Genomic DNA, 20,919 nt, shown 5'->3' with positions numbered 1-20,919 from the left:
CGGAAGAAAATCCCCATTCCACTGCACCGGAGATCCGGCGGTTGAATTCATAAAAAATCTCTTTCAGGCTGTCTATGTTGTTTTTCCTGAAATCTGCAATGGTGCGAAAATCCGGTTCTACACCTCCGATCATCCATTTCACTTCAAGATTTACTTTACAGCTTTCAGCCAGTTTCCGTGAAGAACGGATACCTTTCCTGCTTCCGTAAATATAGATCTTATAAAGGCTCTTAGGATCGTAAGATGGACGGCCTTCTGCTGCCACAGGTTTTACACCGTATTTCCCTATATCAAGATGGTTCACAAACGCATCAATTATCCTTGCAATACTTTCTTTATCTACAAATGCGTCCCATGAACAGCACATCAGCTGGTCACGGTCAAAACCTGAAACATATGGCATCTCAATTCACCTCAGAACAATTTTTCTCTGGTTTCATTATACTATATCTGAAACATAGATGCACGATTTCTGTGTACTTTATTCAGTTTTCAATGTGCAATTTTAATTTATCTTGAATGTTCACAAGAGCATACCTATCTTTTTCTCATAAGATTAGATTATCCGAGTTTTCGGACAGTCTCCCCTTTATCTCCCCAAAGACTATTGAATTCATTCCTTCTGGAGCCAAAACACAGAAAAAAGAAATAATACCATATCCCAGATGCGGCTTCGGAGCGTGTTTAAGATGCGTATAAGCATCTTAAACACAGCGACTACAGAGCAGGTGGGATATGGTATTATTTCTTTTTTCGTCTGTTTTTCTCTAAATGAATTCCAGATTCTCTCCACTTTCTTTATTGAACACATGGACTGCGTTTCCGCCAAATGCGAAGGAGATTTCGCTTCCAATCGATAAATCTTCTCCACCTGTTAAATCCATCGTCTGTACAATGATGATTGTATCTCTTCCACAGGCATTGACATGTAAATGAATCGCACTTCCCATCATCTCGGATACGTCCACTTTACCTGTGATGGCATCCTTGCCAGCCTCTGCTAAAGCGATGTGTTCTGGGCGGATTCCAAGGGTGATCTCCTGTGATTTTACGTTATTTTTAGCGAGTGCTGCCTGTTTTTCTTCGGAAAGTATAATGGAAACACCACCTAATTCTACACTGTATTTTCCAGACTGTTCTATGAGTTTCGCATCAAACATATTCATCTGTGGCATACCGATAAAGCCTGCTACAAAGATGTTCGCCGGATGGTCAAATACTTCCTGTGGAGTTCCGACCTGCTGTACGATTCCGTCCTTCATGATAACGATACGGTCACCAAGTGTCATGGCTTCTGTCTGGTCATGTGTTACATAGATAAATGTTGTATCAATTCTCTGACGGAGCTTGATAAGCTCTGCTCTCATCTGGTTACGAAGCTTAGCATCTAAGTTTGATAAAGGCTCATCCATTAAAAGAACTTTCGGTTCTCTTACAATCGCACGACCAATGGCAACTCTCTGGCGCTGTCCACCGGATAAGGCCTTTGGCTTACGGTCAAGATACTGTGTAATATCAAGAATTTGTGCTACTTCGTCCACTCTCTTATTCATCTCATCTTTTGGCATCTTGCGAAGTTTTAATGGGAATTCCATGTTCTCGCGAACTGTCATATGTGGATACAGCGCATAACTCTGGAATACCATAGCGATATCACGACCCTTTGGAGCTACATCATTCATTCTCTTTCCATCAATGAGGAGTTCTCCGCCACTGATTTCTTCGAGGCCGGCTACCATACGAAGTGTTGTGGACTTACCACATCCGGATGGACCTACTAATACGATGAATTCTCGGTCCTTGATGTCAAGATTGAAGTCCTGAACTGCTAATACGCCTTCTTCTGTAACCATAAGATTGCTCTTCTTCTGGCCCTTTTTGCTCTTCTTCTCTGTGTTTGGGTAAACTTTTTTAATGTGTTTTAATGTTACCTCTGCCATATTCTTAGACTTTAGTGATACTGCCTCCGCACGATATCACCTCGCAGCCGGCGATTACTTCCGCGCCACATTACGACAGGTCTCCACACTGCCGCACCGCAAGTCTGACGGTTATCCTCCTTTTCTTTGCCCTAACCGTTCAGAAAGTGGAGTGAGACGGTGCAGGGGGAATAAAATTTTTTAATTTTACAGGATTTCCCTGTAATTTAAGGCTGAGTATACACTACTTTTTTTAGTTTGTCCATACCTTTTTAAAAAAAATTTATTTTACAATTAAATCCTTTGTTCAATATGCATAATTTTTTTTATGTTTTTCAATCACTTTTAACAAAATTTTTGTATTCGACAAAAAATGCTTGTAATTTTGCTCATATAAGTTATATAATATGCTTATCAAACAACTGGAAACATTTCCGAAAACGATTCCAGTACATAGTTACATACTCTTAAGTCGCAAGACACGCAAGGATATTTAAAAAGGAGGATTCATTATTATGAGAAAAATGAAACGATTACTTGCAGCAGGCTTAGCAACAATCATGGCTTGTTCCATGCTCACCGGATGTGGCGGCGGAAGTTCCGATAAGAAAGCATCTTCTGATAAGGACTCATCCAAAGGTTCTGTTTACTATCTTAACTTCAAACCAGAAGCAGATGAACAGTGGCAGGAACTTGCAAAAGAATACACAGACGAAACTGGTGTTCCAGTTACAGTAGTAACAGCAGCAGCAAACCAGTACGAAACTACTTTAAAGAGTGAGATGGGTAAATCCGAAGCTCCTACTCTTTTCCAAGTTAACGGTCCTGTAGGTCTTGCTTCATGGAAAGACTACTGCTACGATTTAACAGGTTCTGATATTTTAAATGAACTTACAAGTGATAAGTTTGAATTAAAGAACGGCGATGAAATCGCAGGTGTTGGTTACTGTACAGAAACTTACGGTTTAATCTACAACAAAGCACTTCTTAAAAAAGCTGGTTACACACAGGATGATATCAAATCTTTCGCAGATTTAAAGAAAGTTGCTGAAGATATCACAAAGAGAAAAGATGAATTAGGATTCTCCGCATTTACTTCCGCTGGTATGGACGGTTCTTCTGACTGGAGATTTAAAACGCATCTTGCAAACCTTCCTATTTACTATGAATACCAGAAAGATGGAATCACAGATACAAAAGCAATCAAAGGTACTTATCTTGATAACTACCGTAACATCTGGGATTTATACATCAACAATGGAACATGTGATGCAAAACAGTTAAGCAAGAAGACTGGTGATGACGCTGTAGCTGAATTCACAACAGAACAGGCTGTATTCTATCAGAATGGTACATGGGCATATGGTGATATCGCTGATGTTGGAGATGATAATCTTGGAATGCTTCCTATTTATATTGGTGCTCCTGGTGAAGAGAAACAGGGACTTTGTACTGGTACAGAGAATTACTGGTGTGTAAATAAAAATGCAAGCAAAGAAGATATTCAGGCAACACTTGATTTCATGAACTGGTGCGTAACTTCTGAAGAAGGTACAAAGATGATGTGCAGCGCAGACGGAATGGGATTCGTTATTCCTTTCAAAAACAACTTAGAATCTGAAAACCCACTGGTTAACATCGCAAACGACTACATGGAAAAAGGTTATACTCCTGTAGACTGGACATTCTCCACAATGCCATCTGAACAATGGAAGAACGACTTAGGTTCTGCACTTACTACTTATGCAGCAGATCAGACAGACGCAAACTGGAAGTTAGTACAGAATGCATTTGTTGACGGATGGGCTAAAGAAGCCGCTGCCGCTACAAAATAACTTTTTATAACAAGTTTAAACTCTCCTCTATTTAAAACAGTTTAAATACAAATCGAAACAAAAACTTATAAACATATCTCAGATGCAGGGTGGACATACCGTCCTCCCTGTATTTTTTATAAGGAGGCTATTGCTACTATGGAAAAGTCCATTAAAAAATACTGGCCGATTTTTGTACTTCCTACATTCGCAGCATTTATCATCGGCTTCATCGTTCCTTTCATCGAAGGTATTTACTTATCATTTTGCAAGTTTACTACAATCAGAGATGCCTCTTTCGTGGGCTTATCTAATTATGTAGAAGCATTTAAAGACAATACATTTACTCATGCATTTGGCTTTACAGCAGTTTTTGCTGTTGTAACTTTAGTTTTAATCAACGTTCTTGCCTTTGCTATCGCACTTGCACTGACACAGAAAATCAAAGGCACAAACATTTTCCGTACTATATTCTTTATGCCTAACTTAATCGGTGGTATCGTACTCGGTTATATCTGGCAGTTAATCTTTGATGGTATTTTTGAAAAATTTGACCTGGCACTGAAATTAAGTGCAAAGCTTGGTTTCTGGGGTCTTGTCATTTTAATATGCTGGCAGCAGATTGGTTACATGATGATTGTTTACATCGCCGGACTTCAGGCAATCCCAGGCTCCTTAAATGAGGCTGCCATGATTGACGGAGCAAATAAATGGCAGCGTCTCATCCATGTTACGATTCCAAACATGATGCCTTCTATTACAATCTGTACATTTTTAACAATTACAAACTCTTTTAAACTCTTTGACCAGAACCTGTCCCTGACAGGCGGTGAACCGATGCATCAGACAGAAATGATGGCACTGAATATTTACGATACCTTCTACGGTCGTGTCGGATATGAAGGTGTCGGTCAGGCAAAAGCGGTTATCTTCTTTATCATCGTTGTCGCTATCGGTATGATTCAGCTTTATGCTACTAAGAGCAAGGAGGTACAGCAATAATGAAAAATAAAACAAGTGGTATTTTTGCAACTATATTTTTTACCCTTATTTCCATATTATTTGTCTCACCAATTTTAATCGTTTTGATGAACTCCTTTAAAAAGAAAGCATTCATCAGTTTAGAGCCATTTAAACTTCCAAATGAAAAAAGTTATGTAGGTCTTGAGAACTATTTAACCAGTATCTCAAAATACGACTTTATCAAAGCAGTAGGCTGGACCGTATTTATTACCGTTCTCTCTGTTATCGTTATCCTCGTATGCTGTTCCATGTGTGCATGGTACATTACCCGCGTACAAAACAAGATTACAAAATTAATTTACCTTTTATGCGTATTTTCCATGGTAATTCCTTTCCAGATGGTTATGTTCACTTTATCAGGAACTGCTGATACACTTGGATTAAATACTCCATGGGGACTCATTATTGTTTATCTGGGGTTTGGTGCCGGACTTGCCGTATTTATGTTCTGCGGCTTTGTAAAGTCTATCCCTGTTGAAATCGAGGAAGCAGCTATGATTGACGGATGTAATCCTATCCGTACTTTCTTCTCTGTTGTCCTTCCAATTATGAAACCAACTTATATTTCTGTAGGTATTCTTGAAGCAATGTGGATCTGGAACGACTTCCTTCTTCCATACCTGATTCTTGATATTAAGAAATACAAAACCATCTCCATCATCATCCAGTACATGAAGGGAAGTTATGGACGAGTAGATATGGGTGCCATCATGGCATGCCTGATCATGGCAGTTATCCCTGTTATTGTATTCTACTTAAGCTGCCAGAAATATATTATTAAAGGTGTTGCGGCCGGAGCAGTTAAAGGGTAATATATTACATATCATTTATTTGGAAGGTAATGCGTATGACAATCAAAGATATTGCTCGTTTATCGGGATACGGTATCGGAACCGTATCCCGGGTTTTAAATAATCACCCAGATGTCAGCGAAAAGGCCAGAAAGAAAATATTGAGCGTGATTGAAGAAAATAATTTCCAGCCAAACAGTAATGCCCGACATCTGAAAATGCAGTCCAGTTCCTCTGTCATTCTTATTGTAAAAGGAACTTCTAACCTGCTATTTGCCGACATTGTAGAACAGATGCAGTCTCTCTTCTTAAAGAATGGAGAAAATGTTTCTACCTATTATATAGATGAAGATGCCAATGAAGTAAACTATGCAATCCAGCTTTGCCGCGACCGCAATCCAAAGGGAATCGTTTTCTTAGGCGGTAACTTAGAATATTTTAAAGAAGATTTTGCCCACATCCACATTCCCTGTCTTTTATTGACCAACAATAGCAGTGATTTGGACTTTGACAATCTTTCTTCTGTGACAACCTGTGATGAACAAGCTGCCCAGTCCGTCATTGAGTATCTTGCTAAAAAGGGACATACCTCTATCGGTGTGGTCGGCGGTAATCTGACCGAAACAGAAATCAGTTTCCGCAGATTTACCGGTGCAAAATGGGGATTTAAAAACAGCAAACTTTCATTTAACCAGCGACTGCAATATGAGCCTTGCCGTTTCTCCATGGAAGAAGGCTATCAGGCAGCTATGCGGCTTTTAAACCGTAATACTGCTATCACTGCTATTTTTGCAATGAGTGATCTAATTGCCCTTGGAACAATGCGTGCAATCTATGACATGGGAAAAAGAGTGCCAGAAGACATTTCCATCGTTGGATATGATGGTATCGCACTTTCCAGATACTGCGTCCCCCGCCTTACAACTGTACAGCAGGACACAACACAGCTCGCTAAAAAGGGAGTTGACCTGATACTACAACGAATTAATTATCCTTATCATGCAACACATAAAACAACACCATTTCATTTAATTGAAGGTGAAAGTGTCATGGAATTAAACAATTGAAGAATTAAAAAATTAAAATAGAAAAAACAGGAGGTCTCTTATGAGAACCGCAGGAATACTAATGCCGATCACTTCCCTTCCTTCCCCTTACGGAGTTGGAACACTAGGACAGTGCGCGCGTGATTTTATACAATTTTTACATCGTGCCGGACAGACATACTGGCAGATTCTTCCGATATGTCCAACAGGATATGGAGATTCTCCTTATCAGTCTTTCTCCTCCTATGCCGGCAATCCATATATGATTGACTTTGATGATTTAAAAGAAGAAGGGCTGTTACAAGAAGAAGAATATGCCTCTCTCTCCTGGGGCGATCAACCAACTACAGTAGATTACGGTCTGCTTTACGGTCATAAATTTACTGTCTTAAAAACAGCCTGCTCCCGTATATCCGGAGCACTTTCCGAACAATTTCAAAAATTCTGTAAAGAGCAGAAATTCTGGTTAGATGATTATGCATTGTATATGTCAATTAAAGATTACCATGGCGGTCAATCCTGGAAAGAGTGGCCAGAAACTCTCCAGAAAAGAGAAAAAGATTCTCTTGAAGCCATCCATCAGGAACTTACCGATGAAATTCTGTTCTGGAAAAAGGTACAGTTTTTATTTTTCTATCAATGGGACAGATTAAAAGCATATGCAGAAGAAAATAATATAAAAATTATTGGTGATCTGCCTATTTATGTTTCTTACGACAGCGCTGACGTTTGGGCACATCCGGAAGAATTCCAGCTTGATGAGAACCTTTGTCCAATCGAAGTTGCCGGATGCCCACCCGACGGATTTTCCGCTGACGGTCAGCTTTGGGGAAACCCTCTTTTCAACTGGGACTATATGAAAGAAACTGGGTACCAATGGTGGGTAAACCGTATTGCTTACCAGTCGAAAATCTACGATGTGATCCGCATCGACCACTTCCGCGGATTTGATGAATACTATGCCATTCCATACGGTGATTCCACCGCCAAAAATGGACATTGGAAACCAGGTCCTGGCATGGATTTATTCACTACGATCGAGAACAAACTTGGCAAACTGCCTATTATTGCAGAAGATCTCGGATTCTTAACAGACTCCGTAAAACAACTTTTAGCAGCCACTGGATTTCCAGGAATGAAAGTCCTTGAATTTGCCTTTGACAGCAGAGATACCGGTTCCGGTTATCTTCCACATTGCTATCCAAATAATTGTATTGTATACACAGGAACACACGATAATGATACCATCCTTGGCTGGTTTGAAACCGCTCCGGAAGAATTCCAAAACAATGCCATTCGCTACCTCCGTCTTACAAAAGAAGAAGGTTATCATATTGGTATGATGCGTTGTGCCTGGGCAAGTGTTGCCGATACTGCGATTATGCAGATGCAGGATTTTCTTGGACTTGGAGTAGAAGGCAGAATGAATACACCTTCTACACTGGGCGGAAACTGGACATGGCGATGCCTGCCAGGAGATTATAATGACGAACTGGCCGATTGGCTCTATGAAGAAACCAAAATATATGGTCGACTGAATTAATTGAAGAAAACAGACGAAAAATAAAAAGTATAAGGTAGAATCTGTACCAGCAGTCTCTAACTTATACTTTTATTTTTCTGTTTTTTCATCAATTCTTTAAATAAAATTTTTTATTTTACACAGTTTTTTTCTATTGCTAAATTGAAGAATCAAATTTAGTTTTATCTTCCATTAACTTATCATAAGCATTATAAACAAAACCACAGCTAAATTGATTCCCATTATTATAAGAAACTTTAAAATAATGTTTAAAAGTCGTAAACCTTCACCATCATCGCTCTTAGAGTTTACATTCTGATATTGTAGTTGCTCCCCTTCTCCTCCTTCCGTATATCTGATATATTTAACATCCTCGACAGCTTTATATGAACTCTTTTCTCTCCTGTACCGAGCCAAAGGGTCTGTAGTTTTCATAATTTCTTTATAAAAATTATTTAACCACTCTATATCGTCTCTTGTACAAATATCATATTGTGATGTTCCAACCTCATGTACATAATTATTTCTAATATGTCTATAATGTTTTAACTTATATAGCGTTTTATTCCATAAAGGGACATATCTATTTCCATCATTTACTTCTTTCATCGTATCTATATATGTAGTAACACCTTTCTCACTATTAAAAATTTCTTTACATATTTTATCCAGATGTTTATAAGATTCCATAAAATCATTATTTAAATTAGTCATTTCTTACCTTTCTTCTATTCTATCAGAAAATTCTCCGTAATACATTTTATACTGCTCAAATACTTCCAAGTTTTTTAACCAGCAATTCTCCTTGTACAGAATTTGTCTTTAATCAATCTTATTTTCACTATACTCTACATGAAAAGCCATTGCCACATCTTTATCTCTCCTCATAAATAATACAGTATATATTTCTTAAAGAGCTGTCAATTTTAATAGTTAACTCCTTTTAAATAATAAAGAACTTTTCTAATATCAATTTATTATTTTCCCTGACGAGAATGAAGATACCATAAACATTATATTTCCATATTGTCCCATATTCAACAATACTTATAATTTATTCTTAATGAAATATTCTAAACAAAAAAGAACTCTACCTCACAAACGTAGTAGAATAAAGAAAGATATATCCGTATATCTTCCAAAAACGATACCACGCCATCGGTAGAGTCCTTTTTCTTTTGAAGTATAGTTACTACCATAATTTCTATAGTAGCTCAATTACATTCTATAATTATTCAGCTTTTCCGATAGAACCGAAGATTTCCATCTTTTCTTTTACAGTAGCTTTGATTGCTTCTGCACCAGGAGCTAATAACTTACGAGGGTCAAATCCTTTTCCTTCTAAGTCTTTGCCTGCTTCGATATATTTACGTGTAGCTTCTGCGAAAGAAATCTGACACTCTGTGTTTACGTTAATCTTAGAAACGCCAAGGGAAATAGCTTTTTTAATCATATCTTCTGGGATTCCTGTACCACCGTGTAATACGAGAGGCATTTCTCCAGTTAATTTCTGGATGTCATCTAATACGTCGAACTGTAATCCAGCCCAGTTTTCTGGGTATTTTCCGTGGATGTTACCGATACCTGCTGCTAACATTGTTACACCAAGATCAGCGATGGCTTTACATTCCTGAGGATCTGCACATTCGCCCATTCCTACAACGCCATCTTCTTCTCCACCGATAGAACCAACTTCTGCTTCGAGAGACATTCCTTTTTCGTTACAGATTGCTACTAATTCTTTTGTCTTCTCTACGTTCTCTTCAAATGGAAGATGAGAACCGTCAAACATGATACTGGAGAATCCAGCTTCAATACACTTCTTAGCTCCTTCGTATGAACCATGATCAAGATGAAGTGCTACAGGTACTGTAATGTTTAACTCTTCTAACATTCCGTTTACCATACCTACAACAGTTTTGTATCCTGCCATGTATTTGCCCGCACCTTCGGATACACCTAAAATAACTGGGGATTTACATTCTTCTGCTGTTAACAGGATTGCCTTTGTCCACTCAAGGTTATTGATATTGAACTGTCCTACTGCATAATGTCCTGCTTTTGCTTTCTGAAGCATCTCTTTTGCTGATACTAATGCCATAATTATTAACCTCCATAAATATAAATATCTGCTTGTGCAGTTGTCGATGTATGGTCGCATCGCCCTAAGTTATACGAACTTATTATAACCCTAACATCATTTGAATTCAAGACCGTATTTTTCAATCATTGCCTGGCGTACTTCCATATACTTTTTGTTCTGTGCCTCTGTTGTAAGCTGCTGCATAATCTGTGGGTAAACTTCTGCAAATTCAGACTGTTCTCCACCTGTCAGCTCATCTACACAGATTAAATGATAACCGAAGTCTGTCTTTACTGGTCCGATAATCTTACCAACTTCTGCAGTAAATACCGCTTCATCAAACTCTTTTACCATCTGTCCGCGTCCAAATGTTCCAAGACTTCCACCCTGTGCTTTTGATGGGCATTTGGAATATTCCTTCGCAGCATCTTCAAATGTCTTAGCACCACTTTCGATCTCTTCTAATACTTTCTTACTTTCTTCTTCTGTTTCTGTAAGAATGTGCTTTGCCGTAGCCTTTGCTTCTTTTACGAACATTGCTTTATGCTCGTTATAATATGCCTCACACTCTTCCTGTGTTGCCTGGATATCTTTGATCTCCTGAGTTAAAGCATACTGACCTAAAAGTTCTCTCTTCACTGCTTCCATTGTAGCAATAAAAGCTTCATCCTGATCATACTTCTTGTCATATCCAAGCTTCTCAAATAAGAAGTAGTTTGCATACTGAGTTAATGCCTGCTTTCTTCCTTCTTCTGTTGCTACATAAGCCTGCTGCTGTTCTGGAAGCTTGCTTAAAAATTCGTTAAATTCTGTTTCTGTGATTTCTCTTCCTGCGGAAACTGCAATAATTTTTTCTGCCATAGTTAATCTGCCTTCTATAATTACATGATGTCAGGGTCAAAAGGTCAAAACGCCGTTCGTGCTTGTACGATAAGGTGTTTGACTTTGAGACCCGCGGAACATGAGAAAGTAGCGATTTACATAGTAAATCAGCGGATTTCGAATGTTTCAGAATTACGGGAGCTACATTAGCTGCGGAGTAATTCGTGACATCAAGTTAGGGGCAAAATACCTTTTGACCCTAACATCATTACATAGGATAAATTCAAGAATGCCTCGACATTCTTCTCTATATTAATATTAATGTCTGTCTTTATGTCTCTCTTCTTCGCTTATCTTATCAGCTTGTAGAATTCTATCCTATAAATTTAAATTAAGAAGGCTTCTCCCTTTCTTTTCTTAATTATGACTCCTGTGATACCACAAATGCCACGTATTTTATATAATACCACAGAAATACTTATCTTTGTGAACTATTTTTTAATTTTAATGGTAATTAAAATAAGAGATGTATTTTCTCTTTCTTACCTGTCATGTTTCGTTTTCTTTTCCAAAAGTATACATAATTTCGTCTTGATAAATAGTACCTGTTATGGTAAAATTAGATACATAAAATAAGCTTTTATAAAGCACTAACATTTAACATTGGAAGGAGTTACAACATGTATTTAGACGAGTACAAACGCTGGCTTGCTGCTGACCTTGAAGATAGTGATCTTCATCCTGAGCTTGCCGGTATCGAGGGAAATGATGACGAGATTAAAGACCGTTTTGCAGTTGCACTAAAGTTTGGAACTGCCGGCCTTCGAGGTGTTCTTGGAGCCGGAACTAACCGTATGAACATCTATGTAGTGCGTCAGGCTACACAGGGTCTCGCCAACTGGGTAAAGACACAGGGTGGTAACCAGACAGTTGCCATCAGCTACGACAGCCGTATTAAAAGTGATGTTTTTGCCAAAACTGCTGCTGCCGTTCTCGCTGCTAATGGAATTAAGGTTCGTATCTATGATGCATTGATGCCAGTTCCTGCACTTTCTTTTGCTACACGCTATTATGAGTGTAATGCAGGTATCATGGTTACTGCATCTCATAACCCAGCTAAGTATAACGGTTATAAGGCTTATGGTCCTGACGGATGCCAGATGACTGATGATGCAGCTGCTATCGTATACGAAGAGATTCAGAAGACTGATGTTCTTAACGGGGCAAAATACATTTCTTTTGCAGAAGGTGTTGAGCAGGGACTCATCCGCTTTGTAGGAGATGATTGTAAGAACGCATTCTATGAAGCTATTGAAGCACGTCAGGTTCGTCCAGGTCTTTGTAAGACTGCCGGTCTTAAACTGGTATACAGCCCACTGAACGGTTCCGGTCTTGTTCCTGTAACAAGAGTTTTAAATGACATTGGTATCACAGATATCACTATCGTTCCTGAACAGGAATATCCTAACGGATATTTTACAACATGCAGCTATCCTAACCCGGAGATTTTTGAAGCCTTAAAACTCGGTCTTGAACTTGCGAAGGAATCCGATGCAGACCTGATGCTCGCTACCGATCCTGATGCTGATCGTGTCGGCATTGCCATGAAGTGTCCGGACGGCTCTTATGAACTTGTATCAGGTAATGAGATGGGTGTTCTGCTTCTTGATTACATATGTGCAGGACGTAAAGAATTAGGTACACTCCCTGAAAAGGCTGTTGCAGTGAAGTCAATCGTTTCCACACCACTTGCAGAAGCCGTTGCTTCTCATTATGGCGTAGAGATGAGAAATGTACTTACAGGATTTAAGTGGATCGGTGACCAGATCGCTTCCTTAGAAGCTGCCGGAGAAGTAGACCGATTCATCTTTGGATTTGAAGAGAGTTATGGTTACTTAGCAGGACCTTACGTTCGTGATAAAGATGCTGTAATCAGCTCCATGCTCATCTGTGAGATGGCTGCTTACTACAGAAGTATCGGAAGCTCTTTAAAACAGAGACTGGAAGAGATTTATACAGAATACGGCCGTTACTTAAATGTTGTAGACAGCTTCGAATTCCCTGGACTTACAGGTATGGATAAGATGGCTGGCATCATGCAGGAACTTCGTGATAACCCACCTGCAGCAATCGGAAAAAGAAAGGTTGTCAGTGTAACAGATTATAAGAACACAGAAGCTACCGGTCTTCCATCTGCTAACGTACTGACATATGGACTCGATAACGGTGCAACTGTTGTTGTTCGTCCATCTGGTACAGAACCTAAGATCAAGACCTACTTCACCACCCTTGGAAAGGATCTTGCAGAAGCTCAGGCAATCAAAGATGAATTAGCTGCTGCATTAGCTCCACTGTTTAAATAATTTAATGGATTAAAGAGACGAAAAGCAGAAATTTAATATAGAGTGGAATGTGAAGATAGTCGCGGCATATAAAATGCCTGACCGGCATTTTTATTTGCTCTGACATCACATTCCACTCTATATTAAATTTTTGCTTTTCTGTTCTTTGGCATCAGATGAATTTAGTATTTTGTGTGGGAAAAATAAGGGGTGTCTCCAGAAGATTATGAAAGTTAACCAGAGAAAATTCTCCATAAGAAAATAGCAGGGGATATCATCAGAAGAAATAGAACTTCTCTCCTATCAATCAAATATTGTTTTTTTATTCTTTAGATGACTGAGTACAATTCAGCAGAAAGATACTCACTTCTGGACAATCCCCATTCTCACAAATTGTGGATTTAGATAGTCAGAAAAAAGAAAAAATACCATATCCCAGATGCGGCTTCGGAGCGTGTTTAAGATGCGGATGAGCATTTTAAACACAGCGACTACAGAGCAGATGGGATATGGTATTTTTTCTTTTTTCGTCTATACGAAATCTACGAATTCATATTTAGTATGCTTTTCCAAAGTATACTTCACATTTTGCTGGTTTTCCGCAATGTACGCATACATCAGAATGTTTTGCCTGTACAAATGGAATACAACGTGTTGTTGCACCATTCTCGTCTTTGATGGCTTCTTCGCATTCTCTTTCTCCACACCACATTGCGCGGATGAATCCCTGCTGATTCTCAAGGATATCATTAAATTCTTCCCAGTTATGTGCAATGTGTGTATTCCTCTCAAGATGTGCTTTTGCCTTGTTATACATATCGTTCTGCATTGTCTCCAGAACTTCTGCTAAAGTTTCTTCAATCTTTTCGATCGGTGTGACAATCTTTTCTCTTGTATCACGACGAACAATCACTGCCTGACCTTTTTCGATGTCCTTAGGTCCAATTTCGATACGTGTAGGAATTCCCTGGATTTCCTGTTCGCTGAACTTCCATCCCGGAGATTTATCGGAATCATCTACTTTTACAGAGAAGTTGGACTTGAGCATATCACGAATTTCAAATGCCTTGTCTAATACGCCTTCTTTCTTCTGCTGAATTGGGATGATCATTGTCTGTACTGGAGCGATTCTTGGAGGTAATACAAGTCCGCTGTCATCTCCATGTACCATGATGATCGCGCCAATAATACGTGTGGACATTCCCCATGATGTCTCATATACAGGAGAAAGCTTATTCTCTTTATTGGTATATTCAATGCCAAATGCTTTTGCGAATCCGTTACCAAAGTTATGGCTTGTACCAGACTGTAAAGCTTTACAATCATGCATTAATGCTTCAATTGTATAAGTAGCTTCTGCACCTGCAAATTTTTCTTTGTCTGTCTTTTTTCCTTTTACTAATGGAATCGCTAAAACGTTCTCACAGAAATCTGCATATACATTAAGCATCTGCTCTGTTCTTTCTTTTGCTTCTTCTGCTGTTGCATGGAAAGTATGTCCTTCCTGCCATAAGAATTCAGAAGAACGAAGGAATGGACGAGTAGTCTTTTCCCAACGAAGTACAGAACACCACTGATTGTATACAACTGGAAGGTCGCGGTAAGAATGAACAATATCCTTTACATGATCACAGAATAAAGTTTCTGATGTAGGACGAATGCAAAGTCTTTCGGAAAGTTTCTCTTCTCCGCCATGAGTTACCCATGCTACCTCTGGTGCAAAACCTTCTACATGATCTTTTTCTTTCTGTAAAAGGCTCTCAGGAATTAACATCGGAAGATATACATTATCTACTCCTGTTTCTTTAAATCTTGCATCTAACTGCTTCTGAATGTTCTCCCAGATTGCATATCCTCTTGGACGAATGATCATGCATCCTCTTACGTTAGAATAAGAGATTAATTCTGCCTTTGTTACTACGTCTGTATACCACTGGGCAAAATCTTTATCCATTGGTGTAATTGCTTCTACAAGCTTCTTTTCCTTAGCCATAATATTTCCTTTCTATGAATACCTGGAATACCTGCTGAATACCTCAGGCAAATATAAAGGATTGCTGCTTAAATTTCCGCAACAATCCACGCTGTCAGTCTGTTTTTTATTGTAAAATAAGTCCTCTGATTTGTCAAGAATATGAAGACTTAAAAAGCCTCCACGTCCATCTTTTCAAACGCTTCTCCACATGGTTCTGTCTTAAATGTCATTCTTTCTCCCGTGACCGGATGAAGGAAGGATAATCTTGTAGAGTATAATCCAATCTCTGTATACTTCTTCTTCGTTTTCTGGAAAGCCGGATTATACTTTGTATCACCATAAAGGCCCAATCCACGAGAAGCAAACTGTACTCGAATCTGATGATGACGGCCTGTGTGAAGAATAACAAGCACCCATGTGAGTATACCTTCTTTGGTCTCAATACAGTCAATCAATTCATAATCAAGTTCTGCCTTCTTTGCATCAGGAGTTCCTGCTTTTACAACTTCTGTCTTGTTCGTTTTTCCATTTTTTAAAAGATAATCTTCAAAAGTTCCAAAATCCTCTTTAAGATTACCGCATACTACTGCTTGATAATTTTTTTCAAATTCAAACTCTTGAATCTGTTTACTTAAACTTGCCGCTGCCTCTTTTGTCTTGGCTAAAACCATCAATCCTCCTACTGGTCTATCTAAGCGATGTACAACAGTAAGGTAAGGTTCTTCTTCGCCTGCCTGTTCTTCAAAAATATGGTGTTTTAATGTGGTAAGGACATCCAGATCTCTTGTATGATCGCTCTGTACCGGCATACCGGCAGGTTTCTCACATATGATAATCGCATCATCTTCAAATATAATCGGAACTCTCTTTTTCTTTACCATGTTTTTCTATTACTCCTCTTTTCTTTCTGTCTTTTTGTCCTTTTTATTATACTTATTTAAAACATCAAAATCAAATTGCGTTAATAACACTTTCCTTTTCTTCGTCTACTTTCCCATTCAGAACACGAAAACGATAGCCTGCCCCCCATACCGTCTCAATATAACCTGTTTTTACATTACTATTCTCTGTTTTCTTTCGTATTTTTTTAATATGAACTGTCACCGTTGCAATCTCACCCATGGAATCCATTCCCCATACGGCACTGAATAACTCGTCTTTAGAAAATACATGATTCGGATGCGTAGCAAGATAAGTAAGTAGATCAAACTCCTTTGTTGTGAAGCATCTTTCTTCCCCATCAACAAAAACCCGACGAGCAGTCCGATCAATCTTCAAGCCAGGATATTCGATATATTCATTTTCATCACTACGTTTTCTGGTCAGCCTTATGTAACGATTCAAATGTGCCTTTACTCTTGCTACCAGCTCATTTGGACTAAATGGCTTGGTAATATAATCATCTGCTCCTATACCCAATCCCCTTATCTTATCAATATCACTTTTCTTCTCAGACACAATAAGAATCGGTATATCTGTTCTTCGACGTATCTTTCTGCAAGCTTCAAATCCATCCATATCTGGAAGCATCAGATCCAGAATTATCAGATCAATATCATTCTTTAATATTCTTTTTAATCCCCCTTCACCCGTTTCTTCAATTGATACTTTCAAAGAATTGATTTCCAAATAATCTCTTTCTAGTTCTGCAACGGTTCTCTCATCCTCTATTATCAAAATATTCTTCATAAACACCTCTCCATTCTTTGCGGACTTCCCTGTAACTTTTATGTGAAGGAAAGTCCGCCTGCAACAGGAGTACTTTTCGCCCACACAGTATTGTGGTCTTCTATAATTTTTGACAATAGAAAATCCCAATTATGCTGCCTTCTCCGACAATACTCTTTTCATTTATTTTTCTGATATAATTATAACATAAATTGTTTTTTAAAACACAACTTTTCAAGAAGTAAACCATATTTCTTAAATATTTTATAATTTTTTTATTTTTTAGGTAAAACAAAACATAAAGCTTATATGATAGAAATTATACCAATAAATGCAAGCATTGCTTTAACAAGAACATGAAAATATTTTATATAATATCCACTCCATATTGTCAAAAGCAAAAATCGAAGAAAATCACTATGTAATACCTTCTTCTTAGAGTGAAAACAAATACAAAGAGCATTTGTCACACAATCCGTAAAACAATTTTACATAATCATCTTCTTCGATTTTGTGTATTCTTTATTTCACCTGATTCATCTGAAGAATATAGTCTAAAATCTCATCTGCCACTTCTTCCTTTGACATAAGCTCCAGACTTTTTTCTTCCTTTTCTGAAATAAGTGTAACCCTGTTGGTGTCTGTTCCAAAACCTGCACCTTTTTCTTTTAAATTATTCGCTACGATTAAATCAAGATGTTTTTTCTTTAATTTCTTTCGAGAATTTTCAAGCATATTTTGTGTTTCCATGGAAAATCCACAAATAATCTGTTCCGGCTTTTTATTCTCTCCTACATGACCAAGAATATCGGTTGTTCGTTCAAGAGCGATTGCCATATCGCCATCTTTCTTTTTTACCTTCTCATCGCTGACAACAGCCGGGCGATAATCTGCGACTGCCGCCGATTTGATCAGAATATCCTGTTCAGAAAAACTGTTACTCACTGCTTCAAACATATCCTGTGCTGTAACTACGGAAACCATCTTCACGAACGGAACGGGATTTAATGCAACCGGACCGGAGATAAGTGTTACATCCGCGCCACGCAGCATTGCCCTTTTTGCAATCGCATATCCCATCTTTCCTGTGGAATGATTGGTGATATAACGTACTGGATCGATCGCCTCCTGTGTTGGTCCTGCAGTCACCATGATTTTCTTACCTTTTAAATCTTTTTCGCAGGCAATTTCTCTTAGAATATATTCAAATAAAACTTCTGGGTCTGGCATCTTTCCCGCACCGGTATCTCCACATGCAAGATAGCCTACTGCTGGCTCTACCACTTCCATATCGTACTTTTTCAATATGTTTAAATTGTCCTGTACAATTGGATTTTCAAACATATGGACATTCATTGCCGGAGATATGATCTTCTTTGCACTACAAGCCAGAGCTGTTGTACTTAACATATCATCCGCAATCCCATGTGCCAGTTTCGCAATGATATTAGCAGATGCCGGGGCGATCATCATCACGTCAGCCTTCTGTGCCAGTGAAACATGCGCTACATGAAACTGAAAATTTCTATCAAATGTATCTACCAGACATTTATTATTTGTTAATGTCTCGAATGCGATTGGATTGATAAAGTTCGTTGCGTTCTTTGTCATAATTACATGAACATCGCAGTGCTGTTTTACGAGCATACTTGCAAGACTTGCAATTTTATATGCTGCAATACTTCCAGTTACCCCTAAAACGACAGTTTTTCCTTTTAACATTTTTATCCTAACCTCTCCATGTCGAATAAACGACCGTGTTTTTCGTAATTTGTAACACGACTGATTTTATTCTCATCATCTACAAATACAACATTCGGCTTATTTTCTTTGGCTTCTTCTGGAGTCATCTGTGCATATGCCATGAGAATAATCTTATCATTCACACTGACACATCTTGCTGCTGCACCATTTAAACACATAACTCCACTGCCTCTTTCACCGGCAATTGTATAAGTCTCAAAACGATTTCCATTATTTACATCCACAATCTGAACCAACTGATATTCTTTAATTCCGGCTGCATCAAGTAAATCCTCATCTACTGTGATACTGCCTACATAATCAAGCTCTGCCTGTGTAACAGTTGCTCTGTGAATCTTTCCCTGTAACATTGTAATCTGCATATTTATTCCTCCGAAATAATCTCACATAAACTCTGATAAAATCTTTAGCCACTCGCAGCGATAACTATTCTTCTACGATAAAGTTATCTATGAGTCTTGTTTTTCCGATATAAACAGCCATAGCTACCAGTGCCGGTGCTTTGATTTCTTCTACTGGCTGCATGGACAATCCATCTACCGCTTCTACATAATCAATCTTAGCCATTGGCTCAGACTCGATTTTCTTAATCATCGCTTCTTTTACTACTGCAGCGGATGTCTCTCCATCTGCTACCATTTTCTTTCCAAGAGCAACTGACCTACTTAAAATTAAAGCAGCTTTTCTTTCTTCTTCATTTAAATAAGTATTTCTGGAGCTTTTTGCTAATCCATCCTCTTCGCGGACAATCGGACATCCTACTATTTCAATATCCATATTTAAGTCTCTTACCATACGACGGATAATGGCCAGCTGCTGCGCATCTTTTTGTCCAAAATATGCGCGATCCGGTGTCACAATATTAAAGAGCTTACTTACAACTGTGCATACTCCTCTGAAATGAATCGGTCTGCTCTTTCCACACAATGTTTTAGACAGAACATCCATATCTACCCAAGTGCAGAAATCGGATGCATACATTTCAGATGGTTCCGGATGAAATACTAAAGCTGCTCCAATGGACTCACAGAGTTTACAGTCCGCTTCAAAATCTCTTGGATAAGCCTCTAAATCCTCTGTTGGTCCAAACTGTGTAGGATTTAAAAATACACTGACTACAACTTTGTCATTCTGTTCTACTGCTTTTTGAATCAGGCTGGCATGTCCTTCATGAAGGTATCCCATTGTAGGTACCAGTCCAACACTCAGACCTTCTTTTTTCCATGCTTTTACTTGTTCTCTTACTTCTTTTATTGTATATACTTTTTCCATAATCTTATTATCCTTCTTTTTATCCAAAAATGCCTCGGCATTTAGTAAAGTTTATCTAACACTTCTTCATCTATCTTAAATGTATGTTCCTGTGCCGGGAAAGAACTGTCTTTTACTGCAGCATCGTAATCTTTAAATGCCTGTGACATAATCTCTCCTACATTTGCAAAACTTCTTACAAACTTTGGTGAAAAATCAGAAAACATAGATAACATATCTGCATAAACAAGAATCTGTCCATCGCAGCCAGCTCCCGCTCCAATTCCAATCGTAGGAATATGAATTGCCTCTGTTACTTTACGGGCAAGCTTTTCCGGAACACACTCTAAAACAACCGCAAATGCCCCTGCTTCTTCTACCGCTTTCGCATCTTCAATCAACTGCTGTGCAGCTTCTAATGTTTTCCCCTGTACTTTAAATCCACCAAATGCATTGACAGACTGTGGAGTCAGTCCAATATGTGCCATTACTGGAATAGAAGCATCTGTAATCGCCTTAATCTGTGGACATACGCTCTTTCCACCTTCTAATTTCACACAGTCACATTGTGTCTCTTTCATAATCTTTCCGGCATTTACAACCGCATCATAAACGGAAGTCTGATAAGAAAGGAATGGCATATCTACTACAACTAAAGAATTCTTTGCACCTCTTGCAACTGCAGCTCCATGATGGATCATATCCTCTACTGTTACAGGGATTGTTGTGTCATATCCTAAAACAACATTACCAAGAGAATCCCCCACTAAGATTCCATTAATTCCGGCAGCATCTTCTAATTTTGCTGTAGAATAATCATATGCTGTCAGCATGGAAATTTTTTCGCCTTTATCTTTCATTGCCTGAAAAGTTGTTACTGTGTTCTTCATTAATACCCC

18 protein-coding genes are annotated in these 20,919 nt (G+C 38.5%); 6 read left to right on the top strand and 12 right to left on the bottom strand.

The annotated features are described in order from the left end of the window. Both FYJ25_RS06270 and FYJ25_RS06265 read right to left on the bottom strand, forming a co-directional pair. A partial coding sequence (locus FYJ25_RS06270; RefSeq protein ID WP_167513782.1) for a transposase occupies positions 1-403 on the bottom strand: 403 nt, incomplete at its 3' end. A 364-nt stretch (positions 404-767) separates the two neighbouring features. Next, on the bottom strand, positions 768-1,940 hold the full coding sequence (locus tag FYJ25_RS06265; protein WP_147607985.1) for an ABC transporter ATP-binding protein: 1,173 nt from the start codon (positions 1,938-1,940) through the stop codon (positions 768-770). Positions 1,941-2,434: 494 nt separating this feature from the next. Here FYJ25_RS06265 and FYJ25_RS06260 point away from each other — a divergent pair, with 494 nt between their 5' ends. The 5 genes from FYJ25_RS06260 to malQ all read left to right on the top strand — a co-directional run bounded on the left by FYJ25_RS06260 (position 2,435) and on the right by malQ (position 8,136). Then, positions 2,435-3,754, top strand: coding sequence for an ABC transporter substrate-binding protein (locus FYJ25_RS06260; RefSeq protein ID WP_154580814.1), 1,320 nt, complete (start codon positions 2,435-2,437; stop codon positions 3,752-3,754). A 138-nt stretch (positions 3,755-3,892) separates the two neighbouring features. Continuing rightward, the gene (locus tag FYJ25_RS06255; RefSeq protein WP_005348304.1) at positions 3,893-4,735 is read left to right on the top strand and encodes a carbohydrate ABC transporter permease; all 843 of its coding nucleotides are present in this window, start codon (positions 3,893-3,895) and stop codon (positions 4,733-4,735) included. Beyond that, positions 4,735-5,568 carry a carbohydrate ABC transporter permease gene (locus tag FYJ25_RS06250; RefSeq protein WP_005348302.1) on the top strand — a complete coding sequence of 278 codons (834 nt, stop codon included), beginning with the start codon at positions 4,735-4,737 and terminating at the stop codon, positions 5,566-5,568. Before FYJ25_RS06255 ends, FYJ25_RS06250 begins: the two co-directional genes overlap by 1 nt. 35 nt (positions 5,569-5,603) lie before the next feature. Then, positions 5,604-6,614 (top strand): LacI family DNA-binding transcriptional regulator, encoded by a 1,011-nt coding sequence (locus tag FYJ25_RS06245; protein ID WP_147607983.1) that lies wholly within the window; start codon positions 5,604-5,606, stop codon positions 6,612-6,614. A gap of 40 nt (positions 6,615-6,654) precedes the next feature. Continuing rightward, positions 6,655-8,136 carry a 4-alpha-glucanotransferase gene (gene malQ / locus FYJ25_RS06240; protein WP_154580813.1) on the top strand — a complete coding sequence of 494 codons (1,482 nt, stop codon included), beginning with the start codon at positions 6,655-6,657 and terminating at the stop codon, positions 8,134-8,136. A 171-nt stretch (positions 8,137-8,307) separates the two neighbouring features. Here the strand turns inward: malQ and FYJ25_RS06235 are convergent, their stop codons facing one another. The 3 genes from FYJ25_RS06235 to FYJ25_RS06225 form a co-directional block, all read right to left on the bottom strand. Then, entirely contained in the window at positions 8,308-8,829 is a 522-nt protein-coding gene (locus FYJ25_RS06235) for a DUF6548 family protein (RefSeq protein ID WP_005348296.1), read from the bottom strand. 517 nt (positions 8,830-9,346) lie between these two features. Further along, positions 9,347-10,216, bottom strand: a complete 870-nt coding sequence (gene fba / locus FYJ25_RS06230; RefSeq protein WP_154580812.1) for a class II fructose-1,6-bisphosphate aldolase — start codon at positions 10,214-10,216, stop codon at positions 9,347-9,349. A 96-nt stretch (positions 10,217-10,312) separates the two neighbouring features. Beyond that, positions 10,313-11,059, bottom strand: a complete 747-nt coding sequence (locus tag FYJ25_RS06225) for a peptidylprolyl isomerase (RefSeq protein WP_096239082.1) — start codon at positions 11,057-11,059, stop codon at positions 10,313-10,315. Positions 11,060-11,700: 641 nt separating this feature from the next. Here FYJ25_RS06225 and FYJ25_RS06220 point away from each other — a divergent pair. Continuing rightward, positions 11,701-13,383: a phospho-sugar mutase gene (locus FYJ25_RS06220; protein ID WP_154580811.1), complete on the top strand. Its 1,683-nt coding sequence runs from the start codon at positions 11,701-11,703 to the stop codon at positions 13,381-13,383. A gap of 535 nt (positions 13,384-13,918) precedes the next feature. Here the strand turns inward: FYJ25_RS06220 and proS are convergent. From proS to panB, 7 genes are all read right to left on the bottom strand, one after another. Next, complete coding sequence (gene proS, locus FYJ25_RS06215; RefSeq protein WP_154580810.1) at positions 13,919-15,355, bottom strand: proline--tRNA ligase; 1,437 nt, start codon at positions 15,353-15,355, stop codon at positions 13,919-13,921. A gap of 149 nt (positions 15,356-15,504) precedes the next feature. Beyond that, positions 15,505-16,218 (bottom strand): RluA family pseudouridine synthase, encoded by a 714-nt coding sequence (locus FYJ25_RS06210; protein WP_154580809.1) that lies wholly within the window; start codon positions 16,216-16,218, stop codon positions 15,505-15,507. 70 nt (positions 16,219-16,288) lie between these two features. Continuing rightward, positions 16,289-17,026 (bottom strand): response regulator transcription factor, encoded by a 738-nt coding sequence (locus FYJ25_RS06205; RefSeq protein ID WP_154580808.1) that lies wholly within the window; start codon positions 17,024-17,026, stop codon positions 16,289-16,291. A 501-nt stretch (positions 17,027-17,527) separates the two neighbouring features. Next, the gene (gene coaBC, locus FYJ25_RS06200) at positions 17,528-18,727 is read right to left on the bottom strand and encodes a bifunctional phosphopantothenoylcysteine decarboxylase/phosphopantothenate--cysteine ligase CoaBC (RefSeq protein ID WP_154580807.1); all 1,200 of its coding nucleotides are present in this window, start codon (positions 18,725-18,727) and stop codon (positions 17,528-17,530) included. A 2-nt stretch (positions 18,728-18,729) separates the two neighbouring features. Next, the gene (gene panD, locus FYJ25_RS06195; protein WP_154580806.1) at positions 18,730-19,131 is read right to left on the bottom strand and encodes an aspartate 1-decarboxylase; all 402 of its coding nucleotides are present in this window, start codon (positions 19,129-19,131) and stop codon (positions 18,730-18,732) included. 64 nt (positions 19,132-19,195) lie between these two features. Further along, positions 19,196-20,041 carry a pantoate--beta-alanine ligase gene (gene panC / locus FYJ25_RS06190; RefSeq protein ID WP_154580805.1) on the bottom strand — a complete coding sequence of 282 codons (846 nt, stop codon included), beginning with the start codon at positions 20,039-20,041 and terminating at the stop codon, positions 19,196-19,198. Positions 20,042-20,082: 41 nt separating this feature from the next. After that, positions 20,083-20,910, bottom strand: a complete 828-nt coding sequence (gene panB, locus FYJ25_RS06185) for a 3-methyl-2-oxobutanoate hydroxymethyltransferase (protein ID WP_021907390.1) — start codon at positions 20,908-20,910, stop codon at positions 20,083-20,085. Between the last annotated feature and the right edge of the window lie 9 nt (positions 20,911-20,919).

The sequence above is a fragment of the Anaerobutyricum soehngenii genome (assembly GCF_009697165.1).
Classification (GTDB): domain Bacteria; phylum Bacillota; class Clostridia; order Lachnospirales; family Lachnospiraceae; genus Anaerobutyricum; species Anaerobutyricum soehngenii.
Note: the sequence above shows the minus strand (reverse complement) of the source record. Positions and strands in the feature narration are given on the sequence as shown.